At 37.0% G+C, this 20,190-nt stretch carries 22 protein-coding genes and 1 riboswitch; of the genes, 7 read left to right on the top strand and 15 right to left on the bottom strand.

The window, feature by feature from the left end; all coding sequences use genetic code 11:
• The first annotated feature begins 84 nt into the window (after positions 1 to 84).
• On the top strand, positions 85 to 1,251 hold the full coding sequence (locus tag H560_RS0108840; RefSeq protein WP_027379712.1) for a hypothetical protein: 1,167 nt from the start codon (positions 85 to 87) through the stop codon (positions 1,249 to 1,251).
• A gap of 141 nt (positions 1,252 to 1,392) precedes the next feature.
• On the opposite strand, the gene hemL is transcribed toward H560_RS0108840, so the two are convergent.
• The 4 genes from hemL to H560_RS0108860 all read right to left on the bottom strand — a co-directional run bounded on the left by hemL (position 1,393) and on the right by H560_RS0108860 (position 5,436).
• On the bottom strand, positions 1,393 to 2,676 hold the full coding sequence (gene hemL / locus H560_RS0108845; protein WP_027379713.1) for a glutamate-1-semialdehyde 2,1-aminomutase: 1,284 nt from the start codon (positions 2,674 to 2,676) through the stop codon (positions 1,393 to 1,395).
• A gap of 74 nt (positions 2,677 to 2,750) precedes the next feature.
• Complete coding sequence (locus H560_RS0108850; RefSeq protein ID WP_027379714.1) at positions 2,751 to 3,809, bottom strand: glucosaminidase domain-containing protein; 1,059 nt, start codon at positions 3,807 to 3,809, stop codon at positions 2,751 to 2,753.
• Positions 3,810 to 3,878: 69 nt separating this feature from the next.
• Positions 3,879 to 4,784 (bottom strand): 1-aminocyclopropane-1-carboxylate deaminase/D-cysteine desulfhydrase, encoded by a 906-nt coding sequence (locus H560_RS0108855; RefSeq protein ID WP_027379715.1) that lies wholly within the window; start codon positions 4,782 to 4,784, stop codon positions 3,879 to 3,881.
• A gap of 325 nt (positions 4,785 to 5,109) precedes the next feature.
• Entirely contained in the window at positions 5,110 to 5,436 is a 327-nt protein-coding gene (locus H560_RS0108860) for a hypothetical protein (protein ID WP_027379716.1), read from the bottom strand.
• 40 nt (positions 5,437 to 5,476) lie between these two features.
• Between H560_RS0108860 and H560_RS0108865 the strand changes: the two genes are divergently transcribed.
• Positions 5,477 to 5,659 carry a DUF5522 domain-containing protein gene (locus tag H560_RS0108865; RefSeq protein WP_027379717.1) on the top strand — a complete coding sequence of 61 codons (183 nt, stop codon included), beginning with the start codon at positions 5,477 to 5,479 and terminating at the stop codon, positions 5,657 to 5,659.
• Position 5,660: 1 nt separating this feature from the next.
• The gene (locus H560_RS0108870) at positions 5,661 to 6,188 is read left to right on the top strand and encodes a DUF4136 domain-containing protein (protein WP_027379718.1); all 528 of its coding nucleotides are present in this window, start codon (positions 5,661 to 5,663) and stop codon (positions 6,186 to 6,188) included.
• A 171-nt stretch (positions 6,189 to 6,359) separates the two neighbouring features.
• Here H560_RS0108870 and H560_RS0108875 read toward each other — a convergent pair whose 3' ends face one another.
• Both H560_RS0108875 and H560_RS0108880 read right to left on the bottom strand, forming a co-directional pair.
• The gene (locus H560_RS0108875; RefSeq protein ID WP_081413951.1) at positions 6,360 to 6,731 is read right to left on the bottom strand and encodes a T9SS type A sorting domain-containing protein; all 372 of its coding nucleotides are present in this window, start codon (positions 6,729 to 6,731) and stop codon (positions 6,360 to 6,362) included.
• A complete protein-coding gene (locus tag H560_RS0108880) occupies positions 6,673 to 7,155 on the bottom strand; it encodes a hypothetical protein (protein ID WP_027379720.1) in 483 nt (160 codons plus the stop codon). Before H560_RS0108880 ends, H560_RS0108875 begins: the two co-directional genes overlap by 59 nt.
• A gap of 272 nt (positions 7,156 to 7,427) precedes the next feature.
• Here H560_RS0108880 and H560_RS21340 point away from each other — a divergent pair, with 272 nt between their 5' ends.
• Positions 7,428 to 8,963, top strand: coding sequence for an endonuclease (locus H560_RS21340; protein WP_034752486.1), 1,536 nt, complete (start codon positions 7,428 to 7,430; stop codon positions 8,961 to 8,963).
• 114 nt (positions 8,964 to 9,077) lie between these two features.
• Here H560_RS21340 and H560_RS0108890 read toward each other — a convergent pair whose 3' ends face one another.
• The 3 genes from H560_RS0108890 to namA are packed head-to-tail and all read right to left on the bottom strand — an operon-like array spanning position 9,078 to position 10,803.
• A complete protein-coding gene (locus tag H560_RS0108890) occupies positions 9,078 to 9,410 on the bottom strand; it encodes a CCC motif membrane protein (protein WP_027379721.1) in 333 nt (110 codons plus the stop codon).
• A 23-nt stretch (positions 9,411 to 9,433) separates the two neighbouring features.
• Complete coding sequence (locus tag H560_RS0108895; protein ID WP_027379722.1) at positions 9,434 to 9,727, bottom strand: DUF2752 domain-containing protein; 294 nt, start codon at positions 9,725 to 9,727, stop codon at positions 9,434 to 9,436.
• A gap of 23 nt (positions 9,728 to 9,750) precedes the next feature.
• Positions 9,751 to 10,803, bottom strand: coding sequence for an NADPH dehydrogenase NamA (gene namA, locus H560_RS0108900; protein ID WP_027379723.1), 1,053 nt, complete (start codon positions 10,801 to 10,803; stop codon positions 9,751 to 9,753).
• 104 nt (positions 10,804 to 10,907) lie between these two features.
• Between namA and H560_RS0108905 the strand changes: the two genes are divergently transcribed.
• From H560_RS0108905 to H560_RS0108915, 3 genes are all read left to right on the top strand, one after another.
• Positions 10,908 to 11,390 (top strand): cytidine deaminase, encoded by a 483-nt coding sequence (locus tag H560_RS0108905; protein ID WP_027379724.1) that lies wholly within the window; start codon positions 10,908 to 10,910, stop codon positions 11,388 to 11,390.
• Between the two features lie 239 nt (positions 11,391 to 11,629).
• Positions 11,630 to 11,806, top strand: a riboswitch (cobalamin riboswitch).
• A 31-nt stretch (positions 11,807 to 11,837) separates the two neighbouring features.
• A complete protein-coding gene (locus H560_RS0108910; RefSeq protein WP_027379725.1) occupies positions 11,838 to 13,679 on the top strand; it encodes a TonB-dependent receptor plug domain-containing protein in 1,842 nt (613 codons plus the stop codon).
• Positions 13,680 to 13,688: 9 nt separating this feature from the next.
• Complete coding sequence (locus tag H560_RS0108915) at positions 13,689 to 14,729, top strand: hypothetical protein (protein WP_027379726.1); 1,041 nt, start codon at positions 13,689 to 13,691, stop codon at positions 14,727 to 14,729.
• A 226-nt stretch (positions 14,730 to 14,955) separates the two neighbouring features.
• Here H560_RS0108915 and H560_RS0108920 read toward each other — a convergent pair whose 3' ends face one another.
• From H560_RS0108920 to H560_RS0108945, 6 genes are all read right to left on the bottom strand, one after another.
• Positions 14,956 to 16,377 carry a CCA tRNA nucleotidyltransferase gene (locus tag H560_RS0108920; RefSeq protein ID WP_027379727.1) on the bottom strand — a complete coding sequence of 474 codons (1,422 nt, stop codon included), beginning with the start codon at positions 16,375 to 16,377 and terminating at the stop codon, positions 14,956 to 14,958.
• Positions 16,378 to 16,551: 174 nt separating this feature from the next.
• Complete coding sequence (locus H560_RS0108925; RefSeq protein WP_027379728.1) at positions 16,552 to 17,100, bottom strand: L-threonylcarbamoyladenylate synthase; 549 nt, start codon at positions 17,098 to 17,100, stop codon at positions 16,552 to 16,554.
• A 286-nt stretch (positions 17,101 to 17,386) separates the two neighbouring features.
• Positions 17,387 to 17,890 (bottom strand): DinB family protein, encoded by a 504-nt coding sequence (locus H560_RS0108930; protein WP_027379729.1) that lies wholly within the window; start codon positions 17,888 to 17,890, stop codon positions 17,387 to 17,389.
• Positions 17,891 to 17,934: 44 nt separating this feature from the next.
• Entirely contained in the window at positions 17,935 to 18,390 is a 456-nt protein-coding gene (locus tag H560_RS0108935; RefSeq protein WP_027379730.1) for a GNAT family N-acetyltransferase, read from the bottom strand.
• Between the two features lie 51 nt (positions 18,391 to 18,441).
• On the bottom strand, positions 18,442 to 18,921 hold the full coding sequence (locus tag H560_RS0108940) for a DUF4440 domain-containing protein (protein ID WP_027379731.1): 480 nt from the start codon (positions 18,919 to 18,921) through the stop codon (positions 18,442 to 18,444).
• A 120-nt stretch (positions 18,922 to 19,041) separates the two neighbouring features.
• On the bottom strand, positions 19,042 to 20,181 hold the full coding sequence (locus tag H560_RS0108945; RefSeq protein WP_027379732.1) for a cystathionine gamma-synthase: 1,140 nt from the start codon (positions 20,179 to 20,181) through the stop codon (positions 19,042 to 19,044).
• Between the last annotated feature and the right edge of the window lie 9 nt (positions 20,182 to 20,190).

Raw genomic sequence — 20,190 nt, forward strand, 5'->3', positions numbered from 1 at the left:
ATTTCAAGATCATTTATTTTGTTTGTTTAATAAGGAAATGTAACAGAAAAATACTAATTTGGTCTTCTCAATTAATAATGTTTTATGAAAAAAAATCACTTGAAATTAATCATTGCAGCTTTAATGACAGGCTCTTCATTTGCCATTTATTCGTGCAGTAAAGATGATGATCCTGTGGCAACAATAGCCGTTGTAGGTATAGCGCAGGATCCCAATAATTTTAAAGGTGATATTACAAACGGGCAGGTCGTAACCCTTAATCCCACAAGAATTTACGTACTTACAGGTACCGTAATTATAAAAAACGGAGGAAAATTAGTAATTCCGGCCGGAACAAGAATTGTAGCGACAGCCGGACCGGCTTCATACATTTTGGTGGAACAGGGCGGGCAGTTATACGCTAACGGAACTTCTGCCTCTCCGGTTCTCTTCACCTCATCAGCAGCAACTCCAGGAAGCTGGGGCGGAATTGTAATCTGTGGAAAAGCTCCTATTAATACCGGTTCCACAGGTATATCTGAAATAGGAAATTCCACTTATGGAGGCACAGATATAACCGATAATTCAGGGTCATTGACTTTCGTAAAAATACAACATGCAGGAGCAGATTTTGCTGCCGGAAAAAAGTTTAACGGGCTTTCACTTTATGGAATCGGAAACGGAACTAAAGTCGAAAATATTGCATTATTAAACGGTTCAGATGACGGGATTGAGATTGTCGGGGGTACAGTGATACTTTCCAATATCGTTTCTATCGGGAATGCGGACGATGCTTTCAGCTACACCGACGGCTGGGTGGGAACCGCTACTAATATTTTTACAAAAAGAAAAACCGATGGCACAGGAAATATCGGAATAAAAGGAGCCAATAATACAACCAGTTTTGATGCTTCTCCAAGATCCAACCCCAGCATTAAAAACGTTACTGTTTTGGGAGGAACTTCCGGAGATTCATACGGAATCAGATTGCAGTCGGGAACGAAGGCTACACTTGAAAATTTAGTTGTTTCAGACTGGGCAACCGGTATTGCTATTGAAAGTGATTCATCTGTCACTCATTTTAACGGAAAGAAAAAAATTAAAGATGCTTTCTTTGATGCGAATGTAACTGATAAAGTAATTTTAAAATCTACAGCAGGTACAAATGTTGCTATCATAGACACCACTTTTACCATAAAAACTGATGCTACGGGCGCCGGAAACGGCATTCAAACTCCGGTTTGGGCCACTGGATGGTCCGGATTACAGTAATATTTAAAAATGAATTACACTAATTTTGCACAAATTTCACTAAAATAAAGTACTTATTCCCTGTGATGAAACTGAATGCATCAGAGCTTCAATTTTGTTCTATTTGTGTAAAAAATTAGTGTAATTCGTGTTTAAAATTCATTAAGAATATTCAAATTTTCTCACCGCTTCAAGCGTCATATCAATTTCTTTATCCTTAATTGCATCACTGATGAAATACGTTTCGTATCCGCTTGGCGGAAGATAAACACCATTCTGAAGCAATTGATGGAAAAAATTATTGAATAATGCATGATTGGCTTCCTGAGCTTCATCAAAATTAGAAACCCTGTTAATATGGAAAAACACAGACATCATAGAACCTTTCCTATTGATTTTATGTTCAATTCCTTTTTCATTTAAAATTTTTCCGATTTCAAAATCCAAAGTTTCTGTTGTTTTCTCTAATCTGCTGAAAAATCCGGGATCATTTTTAATGATTTGTAAAGTTTTTAATCCCGCTCTCATCGCCAGAGGATTTCCGCTCAAAGTTCCTGCCTGATATACACCGCCTTTCGGAGCGAGGTGATCCATGATTTCGTTTCTGCCCGCAAAAGCACCAACCGGAAGCCCGCCGCCAATCACTTTTCCATAAGTCACCAAATCCGCCTTTACATTAAAAAGCTCCTGAGCTCCTCCAAAAGCCAGTCTGAAACCCGTCATTACCTCATCAAAAATCAATAAAGCTCCGTTTTCATCACAGATTTTTCTTAATTTTTGAAGGAATTCATTCTCCGGAAGGACACAGCCCATATTTCCGGCAACAGGCTCTATGATTACCGCAGCAATTTCGCCCTGATTATGTCTGAACAAATCTTCTACCTGCTCAAAATCGTTATATCTTGCCAATAATGTATCTTTTGCCGTTCCTGCCGTTACACCCGGAGAATTCGGGTTTCCGAAAGTAGCAGCACCACTTCCTGCTTTAATTAAAAATGAATCTGAATGGCCATGATAGCAGCCCTCAAATTTTATAAACTTATCTCTTCCCGTAAAACCTCTGGCCAGTCGGATAGCGCTCATGCAGGCTTCTGTTCCTGATGAAACCATCCTCACCTGATCTATATTCGGAACATTTTCTGTGATAAATTTTGCAATTTCTGTTTCCAGCTCAGTCGGAGCTCCGAAAGAAAATCCCTTCTCTGCCTGAATTTTTAATTCTTCTAAAACTTCAGGATGAGTATGGCCTAAAATAGCCGGCCCCCAGGAATTAATATAGTCGATATACGTGTTGTCATCGGCATCCGTAAGGTATGCACCTTTTGCAGATTTCATAAAAACCGGCACCCCTCCTACTGATTTGAATGCACGAACCGGTGAGTTTACCCCTCCCGGAATGTATTTGTAAGCTTCATCGAATAAAGCTGAACTTCTTTGGTATTTCATATGTAGTTGTTGGTTGGCAGTCGCAAGTTACCAGTCTGAACAAGCAACCAGTAACTATGAAACTGTCAACAAAATTAGTTTCTTGGTTTTTTGTCGATTAAATAAATCAATTGTCCGGCGGAAGGTTTCTGGCCTTCATCCATTCTGTTTTTTGCGTATAATTTATTTAATTTTATTCCGAATTTCTGAGCGATATCATGCATATCTTCGCCAGCTTCAGCTTTGTAAGTTGCGGTATTTCCGTCAGAATTTTTAGATTCGAGGAAGATGATGTCGTTTTTCTTAAGAACGTCGCTTTCCAGCTCGTTCCATTTCATCAGTCTGCTTTCGCTTATTTTGAATTTATTGGCGATGAACTGCAGGTTTGTATCTTCAGGAATTACAATATATTTTAATCCTTCGTTTGGATGACTTTTAATTAAAATTGAATTAAGAATTTCAGCTTTTGTTTTAATTCTTTCCACTCTTTTTTGCTGTTGAGCGTAAGAAGTCTGCTTGTAAGGGACAGTCACCGTTACAGGATCTTTGATTTTTTTGGTGTATTTTTCAGGCTCCAGCTGTGCCATGAAAGTCCGGTCATCTTTTAAATTCGGATACATTTTCAGCACTGCATAGAGCACTTCTTTTGAATTGGTATCATCAAATTCGTACAGCCTGTATTTTTCAATTTTACCGATGAGAATGGAAGCATAGCGGGGATTTGTAGCATAACCGGCTTTTTTCAATCCGTGCGCCCATGCTTTATAATCTTTCATATCTAAATTGAAAAGATTTGCGTAATATTTTCTCGTTGACAAAAATATGGAGTGATCTTCGTAAGATTGTCTGGGATCGTCATACACACGGAAACACTCATTGGGAGTGTCATCGGTATGCTTCATGGTTTTCCCCGTCCAGTCTTCCTTACACTTTATCCCGAAGTGGTTTTTACCTTCCTGCGCCAGGCGGCTTTGTCCTCCACCGGTTTCCAAAAGTCCCTGTGCAAGGGTGATAGAAGCCGGAATTTTGTATTTTTCCATCTCCTCTACTGCATATTTTGCAAATTTTTGGATGTATTGATCTTCAGTTGCCCAGGATTGAGCTGAGAATTTTGATAAAACTAAAAGGCTTACGAATAAGAAAAGTCTTTTCATCTTATAATTTTTATTGTTTTAAAATGAAAGATGGAACACTTAAGTGTTTCATGTTTTCCAATTTTTACTTTATATAATTAAATTTCTGTTCTGTTTTTCCAAAAGCAGATTGGCTCCCTCAATCCCTTGTAAACCGCCGGTATGAAAGCACAAAATTCTGCTGTTTTCAGGAAAATAATCTTCATCTATCAGTTCAAAAACCTTCTGCATCATTTTTCCTGTATAAATCGGTTCCAGCGGAACTCCGAATTTCTCTTTAAAATCATTGATAAAACGGATATTCTCATCTTTTATTTTGCCGTAACCTCCAAAATCTGAATCTATTAGATTACAATTATTCTTCAAGGTTAATTCCCGGATTCTATTTTCAAGCGAATCATCATTAACTACTTTAAAGCCTATAACTTTCTGATTATCTTCACAAAATTTTGAAATCCCGGCCACGGTGCCACCCGTTCCGACAGCGGTGCAAAGATAGTTAAAATCTTTTGTTTCGTTATTCAGCATCATTTTCACGCCTCCTACGGCATCTTCATTGGTTCCACCTTCCGGAATGACAAGTGCATTCGGGAATTCATTCTTCAAAAATTCGGTTAATTTCTCTTTGTGGCGGTATTCTTCACGGGTAACAAACTGGAGGTTCATTCCGTTTCTTTTAGCAAAAAGTAAGGTGGGATTATCACGCCACTTATCTCTTAATTCTTCGCCTCTGATAATTCCCAATGTTTGAATTTTCGCAAGATTTCCAACGGCTGAAACAGCTGATATATGATTCGAAAAGGCACCTCCAAAGGTGATAATATAAGGCCTTTCATGATTTTTAGCCAGATAATTGTTAATGTTAAAAAAAAGCTTCCAATATTTATTTCCTGAAATTTGAGGATGAATTAAGTCTTCTCTTTTAATGAAAAGCTTTACTTTTTTGTTGATTGGGATTTCCTGTATCGGGATTTTTTGTGTTGGAAGCTGCAGCATTTTTTAGCTTAAATGATATTTAACAAAAATACTGATTTTTATTTTTCCTGAATTAAAGTTTGACATTCTGACGAAGAGATAATTAGTAAGCCGGAGATTCTTCCTTCGTCAGAATGACAAAAAGAGCTTTCATTTTTATGCAGATTTAGGAATATTATTATGATTGTTTCTGGAACCGTATTATTTAACCACTCCGTCAAAAATTCTTCGAATTTTCGCCACCCCTCCAGAGGAGGGGAATTTCGCTGTGTCTTATCAAAGACTAATTCCTAATTCCTAATTCCTAATTCCTAATTCCTAATTCCTAATTCCTAATTCCTAATTCCTACAAATATTTCCTGAAATTCCAGAATTTCCTTTTTCTGAGGTAAAGTAAATCGGATTCATTGGCGTAAGCTTCCCTTTCAAAGGAGATTCTTTTGTAAGCCAGATGGGCATTTTTTAGTTTAAAAAACCAGTAATAATATTCTATGACATAGAAGATATAAAAGAAAATAACAAGCATTTCCAATTGCTGTCTCAAATGGATTTTTTCGTGATTGATGAGTACGTTATTTTTCTTATCTTCGGGTTTCCTAATGAAGATAAAAGGGAAAAGAGCAATGCCGTTGATTTTTAATCTTTTTAAAGGCTTTTGGCATACAATTATCATGATAACAAATATAAAGTTTTTTGACTTAGAGATTTAACTTATGGCTCATTTTGACATCAAAGAAGGTGAAGACTTTTACTACAACGAGCAGGGGTACAAGGTTTTTACGGAAAAATTTCATCTGAAAAGAGGATATTGCTGTAAAAGTGGCTGTAGGCATTGTCCATACGGATATGATAAAAAGACCGATACATTCATTAAAAACGATAAAAAAAATAAATAAAATGAAGCAATATATTTTTATTTTGTTAGCTGCGGCTACGTTGGGTTTGACCTCTTGCAGCCCGTTCCAGGTACGTTCTGATTATGCTGAAACAGCAAATTTTACCAACTACAGAACCTATAAAATCAGAATTGATGATCTGAAACTGAATGATATTGATAAAGACAGGGTTCTGAATGAACTTTCAAGACAGCTTCAAAGCAAAGGTCTTCAGTCCGGAGAAAGTCCTGATCTGATTGTGAATGTAAAAGCAAATCATAAAAAGGTAACTGATATCACCAACAACTCACCTTACGGAATGTACGGATGGGGCGGTCCTTTCGGATGGGGAATCGGGATGAGCAGAACATGGACCAGCAATTATAATGAAGGAGCTATAATTGTAGACCTTATAGATGCAAAATCAAATAAGCTTGTATGGCAGGGAATTGGAAGTGGAATTTCTGTAGACTCTCCAAAAGCCAAACAAAGACAGATTCCTGAAATCATGGCGGAAATTATGAAAAATTATCCTCCTCAGAGAAAATAAGATTTAAATCAATCAAATATATTAAAGTCAATGCAAGTTTTTTGTGTTGGCTTTTTCGTTTGTAAAGCTCATCCTGAGCCCGAAGCAGTCGAAGGATCTCAACAACTCAGTGTAAAAAATAGAAAAGGCTGCCGAATTACCGACAGCCCTTTCAGTTTAAAATTAAAAAAATTAGTTTTTAATTGCCTTGAAAGATTTCTCCGTTCCATTCTTGAAATGCAGGGTGATAAAATACACTCCTTTCTGCAAATCACTCACCTCTAAAGTTTCTGAAGGATTTTCAATTGTTCTAATGATTCTTCCCACGGCGTCATTGATTACAGCTTTTTTTACATCTTTAGTTTCCGAAATGTTTAATACATCTTTAAAAGGATTCGGATATACTTTTATGCCTGCGTGAAGATCAGTTTCGCTGGTTCCCAAACTAGGAATCGGCTCCCAGACTGCATCATCCCAATAATGTCCGGCAAATGAGGTTCCCGGATTACGTATTGCCGTCCGGAACCGTTGTAGGAACCGTGAAGATTCTTTCCGCAGTTGCATCGTACGAAGTATTGGTAATTGTAATCGATTGCAGTACAACAAAAGTTTCCGGCAATGCGTCTTTAATATATCCGAATTCAAGATATCCCGCTCCGTTTGCTTTCATTTTTACTCTAAGCCTGTGTGTACCGGCATTGATATTCGATACCGGAGGCATTACTACAATAGAAATTTTACCGGGTCCATACCCGTTTTGATAAATCTGGCTTGTTCCCGAAGCCGGCTGTGTGCTGGAAATAATCTGGCTTGCTCCGTTCAACAGAACACTGTCCCAACAAGTGGGTACCACTCCCATACTGCAACAAGAGTACGCATCAAAATTCTCGGAAAAGCTGCTGACTGCATTACACTGAGCATTCACAGAAATTCCACCTAACATCCCCAAAAGAGGAAGACCAATTGTAAGAGATAAATTTTTAATCATTCTAAATAAAAATAATAATTGCGAAAATAATTCTTTTTAAGATTAGTTTTAATTTAAAACTTAATGATTTTTATCAATTCAATGAAAATTAATATTGTGATTTGAATTTAGATTCTATACTATTTATGAGATACTTCGACAGGCTAAGCATCTCTATTTAAAATTATAATAAGCAGCGCATTGTTTAATAATTCAACATTCATTGAAATTTAATAATCCCGTAATTTTTTATTCATAAATTTATAGTAATCTTACCAAACTTAAATTTTAATATGAAAAAACCATTACTACTTTTAGGATTTGCTTCAGTATTAGTAAATGCTCAGGCTCCGGCCGGATATTACAGCGCTGCCAACGGACTTACAGGTGCTTCTCTGAAAACTGCATTAAGCACAATTATTACCAACGGCCATCAGGACAAAGGCTACAGCGGACTCTGGACAGTTTATAAAACCACTGATATTGATAAGAATTATGAAAACGACGGTTCTATTTTAGATATTTATTCTGAAAGGCCAACTTCAAGTGACCCCTATAATTATGCCCCGGTAACCAACCAGTGCGGCACCTATTCCGTGGAAGGAAACTGCTACAACAGGGAGCATATTGTTCCTCAAAGCTTGTTTAACGAATCTTCGTCGATGGTTTCCGATATTCATTTTATCAGAGCAACAGACGGAAAAGTGAACGGAATGAGATCAAACTATCCTTTCGGAAAAGTAGGAACAGCAACTTTTACCTCTAAAAATGGTTCAAAACTTGGGAATTCTGTATCTTCAGGATATGGAGGAACCGTTTTTGAGCCGATAGATGAGTTTAAAGGAGATGTTGCGAGAATGATTTTTTATTTTGTAACCCGTTATCAAAGCAAGCTTTCTACTTTCACAACAGGAAATATGCTGGGAAGCTCCACATTTCCGGGATTACAGACCTGGGAGCTGAATGTTCTGCTGGCCTGGCATAATCAGGATCCTGTTTCACAAGCAGAAATCAACAGGAATAATGCTTCTTATACTTTTCAGGGAAACAGAAACCCTTTTATCGATAATCCGAACTATGTAAGCCAAATCTGGGGCTCTGGCACAGGCGGTGGCGGAACAACCAATCCACCGACAGGAACAAACTGCGCCAGTGAAACCTTCGAAACCATCCCAACAGCAAGCGCTTCATCATATTTAACAAGAACCTGGACAAACAGTGGAATTACCTGGACCGCCACAGATGCCAGAACAGACCAGACCATCTCAACAAAAGCAATTACAGTGAGAGACGGTTCATTAACTTCAAGCAGCTCTGCCAACGGAATCGGTTCATTAACGGTAACCACTCAATTGAAATTTACAGGAACAAGCGGAACTTTCAACGTAAAAGTGAATGGAACTACGGTAGGAACAATTCCTTATAATACCAACACTACTACAACAACCATCAGTAATATCAATATGACCGGAAATGTAGTGATCACGCTTGAAAATACCTCTACAAGCAACAGAGTGGCGATCGATAATCTGAGCTGGACATGCTACTCCGGTACAGCAAGACAAAGCCAGAATATTTCAACTGATTTGATGACAGATCAAAAAGACCTGCAAATATCTCCAAACCCAATTTCAAATAACGAAATTTTTATTAAAGGTGAAACTCAAAACATCAAAAAAGCCGAGATCTACAATCTTCACGGAAAAATGATTCAGGCCATCGAACAGCCTTTTAAAAACAGCAGAAATTCAATTAAAATTAAAAACTTAGAACAGGGAATTTATCTTTTGAAACTGGATAACTCCACTTTGAAGTTTATTGTGAAATAATTTCAGTTTACTATTAATAAAAGCCTTCTTTCAATATGAGAGAAGGCTTTTTATATTTGAATTAAAACTAAAAAAGACCGCTGATGCGGCCTTCTTATTTTTATTGCTACATGATTATTGTCCCATCATGTCTTTGATCCTTTCCTGCATCAGCTGAGGATCTTTCATTGCTTCCCATCCTACTGTAGAGATCAGCACAATTACATAAATTACATAAAGTACACTCAAAACAATACCGATGATAGCCATAATTCTACCTGCATTAAGCTGGCCGTAATTTGAATACATGGTAGGGTTTTGCTTGTACAATGCATTGTCTTTTTTAGCAAGTACCAATGCGATGATTCCGGCAATAAGTCCAGGCAGACCGTAGCAGCAGCAGCCTACGATAGAGACAATTCCTAATACTAATACCGCGGTTGCGTTGGGTAATTTTTGTTGATCCATAGTTATAATTTTAATATTGATATTTAATGTGAATTTAGATATAAATGTTTGTAAAAATATGAAATTACCATTATAAGTGCATTAATAATAGCGAGGAAAACTAATATATTGCTGTAATTCCTTTTTCTGTCGGCAAAATTCAAGACTACCATTCCAAAAAAGAGCAGCAATGTATACACCGCAGGAAACATCTGGAAAGCTTCAGAAAATCTGCCTTCAAACACCATAACAATAGCCCGCTGGGTTCCGCATCCGAAGCAGTCTATCCCCAGAAACTTCTTGCTTGGGCAGGTAAGCATGAAATCCTCAATTTTCATATTTTAATTTTTGATGTCCTAAATTAAGAAGAAATTTTCGCTCTTAAATATTGATGTGGAAAAAAACATTCTTCTTTCATCTCAAACGAACCCTGAACAGCAATATACGGATTCCTTAAAATCTCTCTTGCAATAAAAATAAGGTCTGCATCTCCTTTTTGCAGAATTTCTTCCGCCTGGCTGATTTTTGTAATTAAACCAACCGCTCCTGTCTTTACCTGAGCTTCATTTCTTACCTGTGAAGAAAAAGGAACCTGATAACCATCATAAACAGGGATTTTTGCCCCGTGAATATTCCCTCCGCTCGAAACGTCTACCAGATCTACGGAATGATTTTTAAGTATTTTTGCCAATTCTACACTTTGCTGGATGTCCCAGCCATTTTCGGCGTATTCTGTTCCGGAGATTCTTACAAAAAGAGCTACATTTTCATCCAGTTTTTCATTTACAGCATCAACTATTTCAATTAAAAATCTGATTCTGTTTTCAAAGCTACCGCCGTATTCATCTGTCCTGATGTTGGAAAGCGGCGATAAAAACTGATGAACAAGATAACCATGTGCACCATGAATTTCAATAACATTAAAACCTGCTTTTACCGCTCTTCTTGCTGCATTTTTGAAGTTTTGAACCTGTTCTTTAATCTCTTCAACCGTTAAAGCATGCGGAATCCTTTCCGTAGGATGATAAGGAATCGGGCTTGGAGCAATAGTTTCCCAGCCATCCTCAACAGGAATCTGGATATTGTTCCACGTTGAGCCCTTTCTTCCTGCATGAGCCAGCTGAATTCCTATTTTAGATTCGGAACTCTTGTGTACAAATTCTACAATTTTCTGAAGTTTTCCTGCCTGTTCGTCATTCCAGATTCCCATGCAGTGATTGGTGATCCTTCCCCGAGGCTCCACCCCTGTTGCTTCTACCATGATTAAACCCGTTCCACCCTGCGATCTGCTGCCGTAGTGTACAAAATGAAAATCATTGGCAAGACCGTTTTCGCAGGAATACATACACATTGGAGACATTACCCAACGGTTTTTCAGCTCTACATTTCTAAATCTGATTGGAGTATATAACATTTTTGATTTGAATATTTTAAAGTTAAAATTTTAAAGAATAAAATAAAATTGTTCACCTTGCTAAAAAGAAGTAAATTTATCCCCCTTTTTTTAATTCACAATATATGAAAAAAGAAACTCAAATCAGTTACGAATATTTTAAGAATAGCAGTGAACTGAACGATATAGAAAGAAAATTATTCGAAAGAGCAAAACTCGCGCGCGAAAATGCTTATGCCCCTTATTCACAGTTTTTGGTAGGCTGTGCAGTGCTGCTGGAAAATGGAGAAATCTATTCAGGAAATAACCAGGAAAATGCTGCGTATCCTTCAGGACTCTGCGCAGAAAGAACAACGCTTTTCTGGGTGGCAGCCAATTTCCCGAATATGAAAATCAAAAAGATTTTTGTAGTGGGGGGTCCCAAAGAATCTCACGAAAAAAATCCGCCTATTCCACCTTGCGGAGCCTGCAGGCAGAGCTTAATGGAATATGAAACCAAGCAGAATGAAAATATTGACCTTTATTTTTCCAGTATGAATGAGGAAGTGGTAAAAGTGCATGCTATAAAGGATTTGCTGCCTTTTTATTTTGATTCTACTTTTTTGTAGGGACAATAGATGTTGATCTTTACTTAACCACTCCGTCAAAAATTCTTTCGAATTTTCGCCACCCCTCCAAAGGAGCGGAATTCCGTAGCGATTATTCCCTATATCCAAAATAGTTCTTGGTGGACAACTATCGGAGATAAAAGAAGGAAGATAAATGCTGGAAGATGTTTATGGAATAATTGATCCATCATATTTAATTTAATAATTTCCTAGTAATTTGCATTTTTAGTGAATAAGCTTATCTTTGCAAAAATTTTGGTTTCCAATCATTTGGAATGAAAAGGGAATCAGGTGAAAATCCTGAACTGTCCCCGCAACTGTAAATCGCAACAAAGATTTCTACGAAAAAACCACTGTGAAAACGGGAAGGTGTAGAAAGCGAAAGTCAGGAGACCTGCCAGAATCTAATCAAATACAAATTGCTTTCGGAGGAAAAGTAAAAATAGAATGGATATAAAGAGATCTTTAGTACTGCTTTTTTCGTCTTACGGCTGTTTTCTTTTCGGACAAGAGAAAACTATCGATACCGTATATATTTTTGACAATCAAATGAGTAAGGTAAAGCTTTTTCATAAAGTCAATACCCTTACCCCAAAAGACATCGAAAAAAATTCCACCAATTTATCTGAAGCGCTGCGTTTCCAGACTTCCATTTATATAAAAGAAAACGGCCGCGGTGCGGTTTCATCGCCGTCTTTTCGCGGAACAAGTGCCGGTCACACCGCTTTTGTCTGGAATGGTATTAATATTAATTCTAATTTTTTAGGGCAGGGCGACCTCAATAATATCCCGCTTTTCGGGTATGATGAGCTGGAAATTAAAGCAGGCGGTGGAAGTGTACAGTATGGAAGCTCGGCGATTGGGGGAAGTATCCATCTGAACAATAATCTTGATTTTAACAAAGGTTTTAAGGCTTCTGTATTTTCTGAAGCGGCTTCATTCGGTACGTTTAATAATTTTGTGAAAGGTTCTTTCAGCAATGAGAAATTCAGCTTTAAGATTTCGGGAAATTATTTTATCAGCGAAAATGACTATGAAGTTCCTGAGTTCAAAACCGGGAATGAAGGTTATATCAACCGCAACGGAAGGTTTTATAATACTTCGATCAACATCGGAGCTTCGTATAAAATTGCCCCGCATCAGATTATTTCATGGCAGAATCAGATTTTTGACGGTTCCCAACACTACCCTATTTTCGCGGAAAATGGTAATAAAACGAAATATAATGCTCAGACTGTAAGAAGTTTAATTTCCTGGGATATCAATAAAAATAAATTTGCCAACAGCCTGAAAGCGGCTTATACAGAAGATAACTTCCAATATTTCGGTGATATTGACAAGCCGAAAGAAAGCGGCGCGGAAGGAAAGAATTATATTTTTAAAAATGATTTTAACTACTTCATTACTCCAAAAATCAATTTTAATGTAATTGGTGAATTCCAGGTGAATGAAGGAACAGGATATCAATCCGGAATCGGAAATGTAAGCAGAAATATGGGATCCGCTGCAGGACTGGTAAAATATTTTATAACGGAGAACCTGCGTTTTGAAGCCGGGGTAAAAAAAGACTTTGTAGAAGATATTTCTTCGCCTTTTCTGTATTCTTTTTCCGGAAAATGGCATCCGCTGAAATGGTATGATGTAGGGGCTAATTTTTCAAGAAACTTTAAAATACCATCTTTTAATGACCTGTATTGGGAAAAAGGAGGAAATCTTAATTTAGTTCCTGAGACCTCTACCAATGTGGATATGGATCATGAGTTTAGCTTTGGCGGGCTAAAAATTACACTGAGCCCGTATTATATGGATGTTAAAAACTATATCAACTGGCTGCCGACTGCCGCCGGATACTGGTCTGCCTTCAACACCTACAGAGTGGAAATTTACGGGCTGGAATCACAGGTCACGTTCAGTAAAAACTTCGGGAATCATGATGTAAGGCTGAATGCCGGCTATACTTATTCAAAATCCATCAACCAAGAAACAGGAAACCAAATGGTATATGTTCCGATTCATAAAGCTTTCGGAACTGCTGATTATCAGTATAAATTCCTGAAAGTCTTCGTACAGGGGCTTTTTAACGGACTTACTTATACAACCACAGATGAAAAAAGAAGTGATGCCATAGATCCTTATTTTGTTCTGAATACAGGAATTTCCGCAACACTTTTAAAAAAATATACATTAGGATTTAAAATTAATAATCTTACCGACACCGTCTATCAAACGGTTTCTTATTATCCAATGCCCAAAAGAAATTACAGCATTTACGCAACCCTGAATTTTTAAACTAAATATATGAAACTAACTAAACTTTTAACAATTGCTTTTGCTTCTGCATTACTTTTTACAACTTCTTGTAGTAACGATGATGATGTAAATCAGGAAATGTATTATGGAAACGGCTTTCTGATCTCCAATGAAGGAAACTTCGGAAAACCTAATGCCGATGTTACTTTTGTAAGCTCCGACTTAAGCATGAAACAGGATAATGTTTTTTCATCAAACAATGGAAATTCAAATCTTGGGGATGTTTTGCAGAGTATTACATTTAATGGTGAAAATGCTTATCTTTTATTAAATAATTCCAATAAAATTCAGGTTGTTAACCGATATAATTTTAAGAGAACGGGTGAAATTACCGCTCAGCTTGTATCTCCGCGATATATGGCTTTTGCAAACAATAATATTTACGTAACCAACGATAAATACGGAGCTGACAAATATGTAAGCATTTATAAAGCATCTGATTTATCTTTCGTTAAAAAAATCAATTTTACGGATAATGTAGAAAGAATTGTAGAAGCTGGGAATAATATTTTCGTACAAAATGCATCTTTTGGTTTTGGAAATAAAATCACGTACATCACCACTTCCAACAACGAAATTCAATCCACAATCACACTTCCTAACGGAAACATCAATAAAATGATCGCGAGCAATCAGGTAGTTTACGCCATTGCAGCAGGAACGGCAGATTCTTACATTTACCAGATTTCAAATACCGGAAGCATCACAAAAACTTATACATTAACAGGAATTGCAAACGCAACCAACCTTGAAATAGAAAAAGGCAAGTTTTACTTCTCATCAGGACTTAATGTATATTCAATGGATATGACGGCTACTGCACCGCCTGCGGCACCATTATTTACCGTAGCGAACAGTATTGATCCTTATTCTAATCTTTACGGGTTTAGTGTTGTAAATGACAGGATTTTTGTATCTGATGCGAACGGATTTACGGAAGACAGCAAAATCAGCGTATATTCTACAGCAGGATCTTTAATTAAAACATTTACAGCCGGAAAAGGTTCGAACGGCGTAGTATGGAACTAATATTAATGCTTCGGCATCTAATATAATTTTTTATTTTTTTTCATCATTTGTGTTTTTTTCCGGTCGGTTTCTTCGAAACCGACCGGATTTTTTTAAAAAAAAGCAATAGATTGTCTATTGCTTTTATATTAATTGAAAATTTAGAGTTTTTATAAATTCTTCGACAGCTTCACGCTCAGGATGACATCGCTAATATTAAATTCTAAAAACAAATGGATTAATTGTTTTAAGCTAAAGTTAATCCCAATTTTTCAGCCTCGGCGATCACAAAATTCCTGGCCTCTTCACTGTCATTTCCAATTTCACCTTCCAGGATGGCTTCTTTTACTTTTTCCTTTAAAATACCGATCTCTCGGCTTGGCTTAAGATTAAACATCACCATAATTTCCTCACCGGAAATAGGCGGCTGAAAATTTCTTACCTGATCTTTTTCCTCAACTTCCTTAATTTTTACAGCAACATATTCAAAATTTTTCTTGAATTTTTCCTGTTTTCTTGAGTTTTTTGTGGTAATATCGGCCTTGCAGAGAGTAAAAAGATCTTCAAGATCCTCACCGGCATCGAACAGAAGCCTTCTCAAGGCAGAATCTGAAGCATCATCCGTTATCAGAGCAATCGGACGTGAGGACAGCTTTACCATTTTCTGAACATATTTCATGTCACTTCCCAAAGGAAGCTTTAACCTCTGAAACAATGTTTTCACCATTTTTGAGCCCAGAAATTCATGTCCGTGGAAAGTCCAGCCTGTTCCTTTAACGAATTTTTTTGTTGGTGCCTTCCCGATATCATGCAGCAGCGCAGACCAGCGAAGCCACAGATTATCAGTGTTTTCAGAGATATTATCAACCACTTCCAGAGTATGGTAGAAATTATCTTTATGGGTTTGGCCTTCTACCTCTTCTACTCCTTTCAGATCAATTAATTCAGGAATAATTAATTTCATTAAACCGGTTTGCTCCATTATTTTTAAGCCCAGTGAAGGCTTTTGGGAAAGCATGATTTTATTAAATTCAACCATAATTCTTTCCATTGAAACAATTTTGATTCTCTCCGCTTCTTTTTTGATGGCTTCCAAAGAATTTTCTTCAATTTCAAACTGCAATGTTGAAGCAAAACGAATAGCCCTCATCATTCTCAAAGGATCGTCAGAATAGGTCTGTGCAGGCTCTAAAGGTGTTCTTAGAATCCCTTTTTCAAGGTCTTCAATACCGTTGAACGGGTCTATTAGTTCACCAAAATTATCTTTATTCAGAGAAATTGCCATTGCATTAATGGTAAAATCCCTTCTTTTCTGATCATCTTCAATGGTACCGCCTTCTACATCGGGCTTTCTGCTGTTTTCATTGTAGCTTTCCTTCCTTGCTCCTACAAATTCCAGTTCCAGATCTTTATATTTAATCATTGCCGTTCCATAGGTTTTAAAAACGGAAACTTTCATTTTCGGGTCGATTTCCTTTGCTACATTTTGAGCCAGCTCGATACCATTTTGTTCAGTCACAAAATCAATATCCGTGGATGCTTTTCTCTTCATCAGCAAATCCCGGACATAGCCTCCGACAATATACACAGACTGGCTGTTGCCAGCGGCAACATCAGAAATTATCTTAAAAAGCTTTAGATTTTTATTTTGATTTAAATTAATGAACATTTCTTTAGATGTTAGATATTTAGATGTTAGATATTAGGTTTATAGCTATGTGTTTTAAATGTTAACCAATATCTAATGTAAAACCACTAAGAAATCAGATTTTAGGTTTCACAAACTAGCCTCCGACTTCTTAATGGTTAAATGATTTTGCAAAGATAATTAAATCTTTTTTTATTATTCGCGAAGAACTTTTATCCTGTTGTCGCTCCAAATTTTTATCACTGAAGATCCGGAATATTTTGAAACTTTTTCGCGGTCTTCTTCCACAGCGTAATCTACCAGATCAATAATTTCAGGAGAAATATCCGAAAATTTCAAAGGACTTTTATCTCCACTGAAATTGGCTGACGTTGAAACCAGCGGCTTATTTAATTTTGTAATTAATTTTTTACAAAAATCATTTTTCACCAGTCGAATTCCTATACTTCCGTCTTCTGCCAATAATTCTTTCGGCAAACCTCTCGGATTTTCATAAACGATTGTAACAGGCTTTTCGCTTAAATCAATGATTTCCCAAGCCATTTCCGGAACATCCACCAGATCCTGCAATCTTTTTTCAGATTCCACCAAAATGATCATGGATTTGTTTTTTTCCCTTTTTTTGATATCAAAAATTTTGTTTACCGCTTCAATGTTGGTAGCATCGCAGCCTATTCCCCAGATTGTGTCTGTGGGATAAAGGATGGTTCCTCCGGATTTTAGTATCTTGATGATGTTTTCCATTGTATTTGTCATTGCGAGGAACAGAGTGACGAAGCAATCTCAAAAAGGATCATAATATCCTTAATATATCCTTCTAAATCCTTCCATTCCGTGTTAATTGAATTTATTAAATTTATTTTTTTCTGTCTTGAACCTGCTTTTCTCTAAAAATCGCATCTCAAATTTCCTGAAATGATTCCCAATAAACAAGTTTACAAGCATGATGCAAATCCCGGTTTCATCCGTTATATTTTATTATGAGATTGCTTCGGCGCTCCGCTTCTCGCAATGACAATAAAAACAAAAATCATAATCTCGACAAATATCTTTCTTCAATAACATTCAAATGATGAATATTATGTCCCACAATTAATTTTCCGATTGTTTCTACAGCAATTTTGTTTCCGTTGGCCGTTCCGATATTTTTTAAGGCAGAAGGATGCATGGTTTGCAGTAAGATCTGGGAAGATTTTCTTACCCACTTATATTCTTCAAGCAATGATGATAAGCTTCTTTCGTTCGCAAAAGAGTTGGCCGCATACAATTCTTCATCAAAGCCGGGTAATTCGTTCTGGTCACCTCTTGAAAAAGCCAAAATCCGGTACTGAAAAACCCTTTCCGTATCTGATAGATGCAGTAGCAATTCTTTCAACGTCCATTTTCCTTCCGCGTAGGCAAACATGGATTGCTCTTCGGTGAGATTTGAATAAATTCCAGCCGTTTTTTCACCAGAATGAGTTAATTCTGCTAACCAGTCTCCAGCCGGAATAAGGTCCAGATATCTTTGAATGTATTTTTGAAAATCAGACATGTTTTTTAGTTATGAATTATGAATTTTTGAAAATTCACTATGGACTATTTACCATTCGATCCTTCGTTTGTCCATTCGTAGAAATTTACTTCATCATAAATTTCGAAGCCGCAGCTTGGATACAGTTTATTTCCCATGTCATTGCTTTTCCCTGTTTCCAGTAGGATTCCGCAGGCATTGGTAGATTTTGCCATTGTTTTCGATTCTTCAATCAAAGCTTTCGAAAAGCCTTTTCCGCGGTAATCCTCATTGACATAAAGATCATTAAGAAGCCAGTATCTTTTCATTCTGGTTGAAGAAAATAAAGGATATAACTGAACAAAACCGACCAGCTTTTCGTCATTTTCAGCAACAAAAATTTCAGAATCTTTATTTTCAATTCTATCTTTTAGAAAATTTTCTGCAGCAGGGATATCAGAATCTTTATGGTAAAAAATCCTGTATTGATCAAACAATTCAGCCAATTGACGTATATCCTGAATGGTAGCTTTTCTTGTCATTATATTTAAATTAAAAAACTTTGTCAAAGTTATAATCTTTGACAAAGTAGATTATAAATGATGGTCGTAACTGAGTACGCGCTTCATTTTCCAGTTTTTACTTTCCAGAATCCAGAGGATGGTAAATTTTGCACGGCTGCCTTTGTTCCATTTTCCCTGATACAATTCTGAAAATTCGTGCTCTCCTTCCTGGATGAAGGCATACAAAACGTCCTTATTATACAAAGGATAAATTTTCATGGTATTTGGAACAAGCTCACGCTTTACTTTATTGGGCCCGCCACAAATATTATTTTTAATGGATGCCGTGAAAGCTTCTTCACCAGAAGTAATTCCGCCTTTGTCGTGGTAAAATTCCAGGTCTTTGCTTACAATAGATTTATAATGAGAAAGATTACATTTATTAAATCCTTCATCAAAGATCAAACTGTCTAATTTCTTAGCCGTTTTAAAAAGCTCATCGGTTTCTTTAACCTGAGAATAAGCGATTTGACTTAAAATCAATACTAATAAAAGATGAATCTTTCTCATTATGTTATATTTAAATTGTTCAGTGTATTGTCATTCTGACGTTAGGAATGAATCCTATATTATGGTAGATTCTTCATTGCACTACGCTTTATTCAGAATGACAAAAAAATTTAAAATAAATTAAGAAAATGCTCTTTCCAGATCTGCGATCAGGTCTTCCGCATCTTCGATTCCTACGCTTAAACGTACTAAATCATCTGTAATCCCAAGTTCAGCACGTTTTTCTGCAGGGATAGAAGCGTGAGTCATCAATGCCGGATGATTGGCAAGAGATTCTACTCCACCCAAAGATTCTGCTAAAGTGAATACTTTTAATTTTTCTAAAAATTTAATGGCATCTTCTTTTTTCCCGGATTTGAAAGTGAAGGAAACCATTCCTCCGAAATCTTTCATCTGAGATTTTGCCAGTTCATATTGTGGATGAGACTCCAATCCCGGATAAACCACCTGAGCTACAGCAGGATGAGATTCAAGGTATTTTGCCACTGCCATTCCGTTTTCTGAATGTCTCTGAACCCTTAATGCCAGGGTTTTGATCCCTCTTAAAACAAGATAAGAATCGTGAGGGCCTAAAATCCCGCCGCTTGCGAACTGAATAAAGTGAAGCTTTTCTCCCAGCTCAGCATCTTTTGCTACCAAAGCTCCCGCAATCACGTCTGAATGCCCTCCCAAATATTTCGTTGCAGAGTGCATTACGATATCAGCTCCAAGATCTATCGGTCTCTGAAGATAAGGCGTCGCGAAAGTATTGTCCACGGCTACTAAAATATCTTTACCTTTTGCGATTTCTACAACTGCTTTAATATCAACCAGTTTCATTAACGGATTGGTAGGTGTTTCGATCCAGATCAGTTTTGTTTTATCTGTAATAACATCGGCAATTTTGGAGGCATCATCAAAATTAACGAACGTAAATTTCAGCTGATATTTTTCAAAAAGTCTGGTAAACATTCTGTATGTTCCGCCATATAAATCATCAACTGCAATTACCTCATCGCCAGGATTTAAAAGCTTTAGAACACAGTCTATCGCTGCAAGACCAGATCCGAAAGCCAATCCTCTGGCTCCGTTTTCAATGCTCGCCAAAGAGTCTTCCAGCGCCTGTCTTGTAGGGTTCGCTGCTCTTGAATATTCATAACCGGAATGTACTCCCGGGCTTTTCTGTGCAAATGTGGAGGTTAAAAATACCGGTACATTCACCGAACCCGTTGCAGATTCGTGATGTTGTCCTCCGTGAATAACTTTAGTGTTAAAATTCATATTTGTATA

The sequence above is a fragment of the Chryseobacterium daeguense DSM 19388 genome (assembly GCF_000430825.1).
Lineage (GTDB): Bacteria > Bacteroidota > Bacteroidia > Flavobacteriales > Weeksellaceae > Chryseobacterium > Chryseobacterium daeguense.

Excerpts from the sequence above, each read along its gene's own strand:
- H560_RS0108905 (WP_027379724.1), top strand. The coding sequence starts at position 10,908 with ATGAAAAAAGAAACTCAAATCAGTTACGAATATTTTAAGAATAGCAGT.
- H560_RS21340 (WP_034752486.1), top strand. The coding sequence starts at position 7,428 with ATGAAAAAACCATTACTACTTTTAGGATTTGCTTCAGTATTAGTAAAT.
- H560_RS0108850 (WP_027379714.1), bottom strand. The coding sequence starts at position 3,809 with ATGAAAAGACTTTTCTTATTCGTAAGCCTTTTAGTTTTATCAAAATTC.
- H560_RS0108935 (WP_027379730.1), bottom strand. The coding sequence starts at position 18,390 with ATGACAAGAAAAGCTACCATTCAGGATATACGTCAATTGGCTGAATTG.
- H560_RS0108880 (WP_027379720.1), bottom strand. The coding sequence starts at position 7,155 with ATGATTAAAAATTTATCTCTTACAATTGGTCTTCCTCTTTTGGGGATG.
- H560_RS0108920 (WP_027379727.1), bottom strand. The coding sequence starts at position 16,377 with ATGTTCATTAATTTAAATCAAAATAAAAATCTAAAGCTTTTTAAGATA.
- H560_RS0108890 (WP_027379721.1), bottom strand. The coding sequence starts at position 9,410 with ATGGATCAACAAAAATTACCCAACGCAACCGCGGTATTAGTATTAGGA.
- H560_RS0108895 (WP_027379722.1), bottom strand. The coding sequence starts at position 9,727 with ATGAAAATTGAGGATTTCATGCTTACCTGCCCAAGCAAGAAGTTTCTG.
- hemL (WP_027379713.1), bottom strand. The coding sequence starts at position 2,676 with ATGAAATACCAAAGAAGTTCAGCTTTATTCGATGAAGCTTACAAATAC.
- H560_RS0108870 (WP_027379718.1), top strand. The coding sequence starts at position 5,661 with ATGAAGCAATATATTTTTATTTTGTTAGCTGCGGCTACGTTGGGTTTG.
- H560_RS0108945 (WP_027379732.1), bottom strand. The coding sequence starts at position 20,181 with ATGAATTTTAACACTAAAGTTATTCACGGAGGACAACATCACGAATCT.
- H560_RS0108915 (WP_027379726.1), top strand. The coding sequence starts at position 13,689 with ATGAAACTAACTAAACTTTTAACAATTGCTTTTGCTTCTGCATTACTT.
- H560_RS0108940 (WP_027379731.1), bottom strand. The coding sequence starts at position 18,921 with ATGAGAAAGATTCATCTTTTATTAGTATTGATTTTAAGTCAAATCGCT.
- H560_RS0108930 (WP_027379729.1), bottom strand. The coding sequence starts at position 17,890 with ATGTCTGATTTTCAAAAATACATTCAAAGATATCTGGACCTTATTCCG.
- H560_RS0108840 (WP_027379712.1), top strand. The coding sequence starts at position 85 with ATGAAAAAAAATCACTTGAAATTAATCATTGCAGCTTTAATGACAGGC.
- H560_RS0108925 (WP_027379728.1), bottom strand. The coding sequence starts at position 17,100 with ATGGAAAACATCATCAAGATACTAAAATCCGGAGGAACCATCCTTTAT.
- H560_RS0108855 (WP_027379715.1), bottom strand. The coding sequence starts at position 4,784 with ATGCTGCAGCTTCCAACACAAAAAATCCCGATACAGGAAATCCCAATC.
- H560_RS0108910 (WP_027379725.1), top strand. The coding sequence starts at position 11,838 with ATGGATATAAAGAGATCTTTAGTACTGCTTTTTTCGTCTTACGGCTGT.
- namA (WP_027379723.1), bottom strand. The coding sequence starts at position 10,803 with ATGTTATATACTCCAATCAGATTTAGAAATGTAGAGCTGAAAAACCGT.
- H560_RS0108860 (WP_027379716.1), bottom strand. The coding sequence starts at position 5,436 with ATGATAATTGTATGCCAAAAGCCTTTAAAAAGATTAAAAATCAACGGC.
- H560_RS0108875 (WP_081413951.1), bottom strand. The coding sequence starts at position 6,731 with ATGCAACTGCGGAAAGAATCTTCACGGTTCCTACAACGGTTCCGGACG.
- H560_RS0108865 (WP_027379717.1), top strand. The coding sequence starts at position 5,477 with ATGGCTCATTTTGACATCAAAGAAGGTGAAGACTTTTACTACAACGAG.